The following is a 4098-nucleotide window of genomic DNA, read 5'->3' on the forward strand; positions in this document are numbered from 1 at the left end:
GCCGAATACGCGGTCCGGGAAGTCGGACATATGTATGCGGTTCCAGCCGCCGAAGGCTGCCACTTCCGGATTGATGGAGTAGAGAGCATTCAGTTCGTTCATATTTCCGCCGGTGTGGTCGGTGGAAAGGCCTGTGTACTGGTACTGAGCAGCCCATTTGTCATTGATGCCGTATGTCAGGCCGCCGGTGAAGTTCCATTCGCCGTCGGATTTATAGCCATTGGATTTCGCGGATGCGTCCCACATGCCTACGTTGATTTCAGTCTGTCCCTTCTGGTACGTCGTCAGAGGAGATGCGTATGCTGCGCTGGAAACTGCTGCCAGTGCGATCATAGCCGCAATAATTTTCTTCATAAGTTTCACCTCTCGCAATCAATCATTTCAATAATTTCAAAGTTTCTATTCCTAGTATCTATTCCATTATACCATAATGAAAAGAAGCGGTTAAGGACGTGATTCTTCTTATCCTCCTTCCGCTTCTTTTTTATGGCCTGCCTTAATTTGTACCTGCGGTAAAATGGGCGTTTCTGCTTCCTTCTTATCAAGGAAATCAGAAATACGCTGCTATTTTATGCGTTTCTTTTATTACTTGTCAGAGGGGAGCATCATGTCCTGCATTTCCTCGATCATGCCGACGGAGCCGCTTTCGATCAGCTTCCTGAATTCTTCGAGCTGATCCTTGATTTCCTTCGACATTTCAGGGAACTTCGGCGCGATGTCCTTCAGTGCCTTGATGACGATCTGGGCGACGACGTAGCGAGTGTACCATTTCTGGTCAGCCGGGACGATGTACCATGGCGCCTCTTTCAGGGAGGTTTCGGAAATCATTTCGCTGTACAGTTCCTGGTAACGGTCCCAGTAGCGGCGTTCGTTGATATCTGCCATGGAAAATTTCCAGTTCTTCTGCTTGTTGAGGATTCGTTCGGCCAGGCGGTCGCGCTGTTCATCCTTCGATACGTGCAGGAAAATCTTGACGATTGGGAAGCCGTTTTCATTCAGGTACGTTTCCCAGTCGCGGATCTGACGGTAGCGTATATCCCAGATATCCTTGCTGATGAGGTTCTTCGGCATCTTGCCCTGCTCGATCAGATTATGGACGCGGGAAACGATGACGTCTTCATAGTGGGAACGGTTGAATACGCCGATATCCCCGCGGCGTGGAAGGGCTTTGTTAATGCGCCACATGTAATCGTGGTCCTTTTCCTCTTCGGTCGGCTGCTTGAAGGAAATGACGTGGACCCCGTTCGGATCGAGATGAGAGAATACGTGCTTGATTGTGCTGTCCTTGCCGGCAGCGTCCATCGCCTGCAGGACGATGATGAGCCCGTAAGTGCTCTGCGCGAAAAGCTTCGCCTGCAACAGGCTGATTTCATCAAGTGCCTGCGGGAATGCATAGTTCTTCACGGCACTCTTGTCCACATCCTGATCGCAGTACGTGGCGAACTTCTTAAGGTTGATCGTATCGCCTTCCTTGACGCGGTATCTATCGATGTCAATTTTTATTTTCGCATCCTTGTAGTCTTTTACGTCTTTGATTTCTTTGACATCATTTACTTCGGTCTTTCCTTTTGTCTCGTTCTCCATGACAGGTTTCCCCTTTACATTTTATTTTGTTGTTTTAGTTTTCCTTGTTTTCCTTCGATGCCTTCTCGGAAAGCGTCGTCTGGATTTCTGCCAGTTCCTTCACGTCCACCTGGGCGATGAGCTTCTTGAACGTTTCCAGCTGCTTCTGTACTTCCGGATCCAGCTTCGGGAACTGCGGATCGATTTTCTTCAGCGCCTGCAGCGTGATGAGGGCGACGATGTAGCGGGTGTACCACTTCTGGTCTGCCGGTATGATGAACCATGGCGAAATGTCTTTCGACGTCTTCGAAATCATTTCCTCATATAGCTCCTGATAGCGGTCCCAGTACTGCCTTTCATTGATATCCGACATCGAGAATTTCCAGTTTTTCTGCTGGTTCACGATACGGTCGATCAGGCGCTTCTGCTGCTCTTCCTTCGATACATGGAGGAAAATCTTGATCATCATGAACCCGTTCTGACGAAGGTACTTCTCCCAGTTATTGATCTGCTCGTAGCGTTCTTCCCAGATATTCTTATTCACCAGATTCTGTGGCAGCTGGCCCTGATGGACCAGGTCATGGATGCGCGTCACGATGACATCCTCATACTGCGAACGGTTGAAAATCCCGATATCCCCGCGTTCCGGCAGCGCCTTATTGATACGCCACATGTAATCGTGGTCTTTTTCCTCCGTAGTCGGCTGCTTGAAGGAAACCACCTTCACACCGCCAGGATTCAAACTTGCAAAGACATGATTGATCGTACCGTCCTTGCCGGCCGCATCCATCGCCTGGAGCACGACCACGAGCCCGTACGTATTCTGCGCGTACAATTTCTCCTGCAGATCCTTGAGCTTTTCGATCACCTGCGGGAAATACAGATTCTTCACCTGAGACTTGTCTATAGAAACATCGCACTTCGTGCTGTATTTCTTCAGATTGACCTTTTCGCCTTCTTTGACCATGTAACGGGTAACATCTACCTTGCCGTCCTTGATTTCATCAGCCAAAGGAAATCCCCCCTTTCGGAATTCATTCCAACAAATGCATATATATATTATAATTCATAACATAGAAAGAGTTAATAGAATCTAAACGAATTATAACAAATTAGAATAAGACAATTGTTTTCCATACTTTTCGGTAAACCTTGTGCCAAATGCGGAAAGTCATAATCCGGGAAATTTATAGTATAATGGAAGAAAGAAATCATCGAAGGAGGGCATCATGGAAGAAAACCATAAAGACAAAGGCAAACGATATAAAGTCATGGCCGGCATCGACCAGGTCTTCTCCGACTCCTTCACCAGCAAGAAAATCTTCGGAAATGACGGCTTCCAGTTCTTCCTCTTCCAGAAACGGTGGAAGAACATCGTCGGCGACATGCTCGCCAAGGAATCCTACATCAAAAGCTGGAAAGACGACACCCTGGTCATCGCCGTCACGAACTCCGTCTTCCTCCAGCACCTCTTCATGATGAAAGGCGACCTTTTGAAACGCCTCTCCGAAGACGAATTCGGGAAACGATTCAAAGACATCCGCTTCATCGCAGGCCCCAGGCAGAAAAAGGAAAAAGCCTACTCGACTTTGGATCCCGTCAACCATAAAATCGAAGAAGAGCAGAAAATGTACAGCCAGGACCTCACCGAAGGCGAGGAAAAATGGATTGAAAACTGGGTCGAAGGCCACGTCGGAAACGACAAACTGAAGCAGCCCTTCCAGGACCTCATGACAGAAGTTCTCAAAATCAGGAAAGGCGAAGCCGCCGCCGGCTACAAACCCTGCGCCTGGTGCGGAGCTCTCTTCGACCAGAAGGACAAGAACCAGAAACTCTGCCCCAACTGTCAGAGAATCTTCGACAGGAATATCAAACACAGAGCCGTCCTCCTCCTCAAGAAATACCCCCACTACACCTTCCAGCAAGTCCGCTCCATCATCGGCTGCGGCTACAGCGAATACGAAGAAGCCAGAGATATCCTCATCCACAGATACAAAGAAAACATATTCCAGAAACACAGCGGAGCCGAAGAAAAAAGAAAACTCCTCGCCCTCCTCATCCACAAACCCATCAACGAAATCTCAGAACAGGAAGCAGAAAACATCCTCCAGCACATGCCTGAGAAAAAATGGGACTGAAAAAGGAGAATCAAGGAGCTATGACGAAATGTACAATCATCTCGTCACAGCTCCTTTTTCCATTGGGATATTTCATTAACGGATTATCTAACAAATGTATTTATTGGTTCTGTCTGAAAACCTCAAAACCTCGCTTTGCTCGAGAACTACTGTATTCCCCGGCTTCGCCGGGACCTTCTCCTTCGGAGCAAGGTTAACACCCTTAAACCTCGCTTCGCTCGAGAAAAGGAAGAAGCAACGTTTTAACGGATTTTGTCACAGCCCCTTTCAATTGTTTCACGTGAAACAATTTTTAGAAAAGAGGAAGCAAAATGTTTCACGTGAAACATTTTTGGGATGGATAAAGGGAGTAAGAAAAAGGGAAACAGCACCAGCGGCAAAAGGGGCTGTGACAAAA

The 4098-nt window shown here is 47.8% G+C and carries 4 protein-coding genes; 1 reads left to right on the top strand and 3 read right to left on the bottom strand.

Annotated features, from left to right (window positions below; all coding sequences use genetic code 11):
- The 3 genes from M3200_RS09455 to M3200_RS09465 form a co-directional block, all read right to left on the bottom strand.
- The coding region (locus M3200_RS09455) for an outer membrane beta-barrel protein (RefSeq protein WP_288178279.1) at nt 1–354 on the bottom strand (354 nt) is incomplete at its 3' end.
- Between the two features lie 231 nt (nt 355–585).
- Nucleotides 586–1584 carry a PPK2 family polyphosphate kinase gene (locus tag M3200_RS09460; RefSeq protein ID WP_022383281.1) on the bottom strand — a complete coding sequence of 333 codons (999 nt, stop codon included), beginning with the start codon at nt 1582–1584 and terminating at the stop codon, nt 586–588.
- A 34-nt stretch (nt 1585–1618) separates the two neighbouring features.
- Nucleotides 1619–2575 carry a PPK2 family polyphosphate kinase gene (locus tag M3200_RS09465; RefSeq protein ID WP_022383282.1) on the bottom strand — a complete coding sequence of 319 codons (957 nt, stop codon included), beginning with the start codon at nt 2573–2575 and terminating at the stop codon, nt 1619–1621.
- Nucleotides 2576–2792: 217 nt separating this feature from the next.
- Here M3200_RS09465 and M3200_RS09470 point away from each other — a divergent pair, with 217 nt between their 5' ends.
- Nucleotides 2793–3701, top strand: coding sequence for a DciA family protein (locus tag M3200_RS09470; protein ID WP_022383283.1), 909 nt, complete (start codon nt 2793–2795; stop codon nt 3699–3701).
- The last annotated feature ends 397 nt before the right edge of the window (nt 3702–4098 follow it).

The organism is Dialister sp. CAG:357, from assembly GCF_000435155.1.
GTDB classification, from domain to species: domain Bacteria; phylum Bacillota; class Negativicutes; order Veillonellales; family Dialisteraceae; genus Dialister; species Dialister hominis.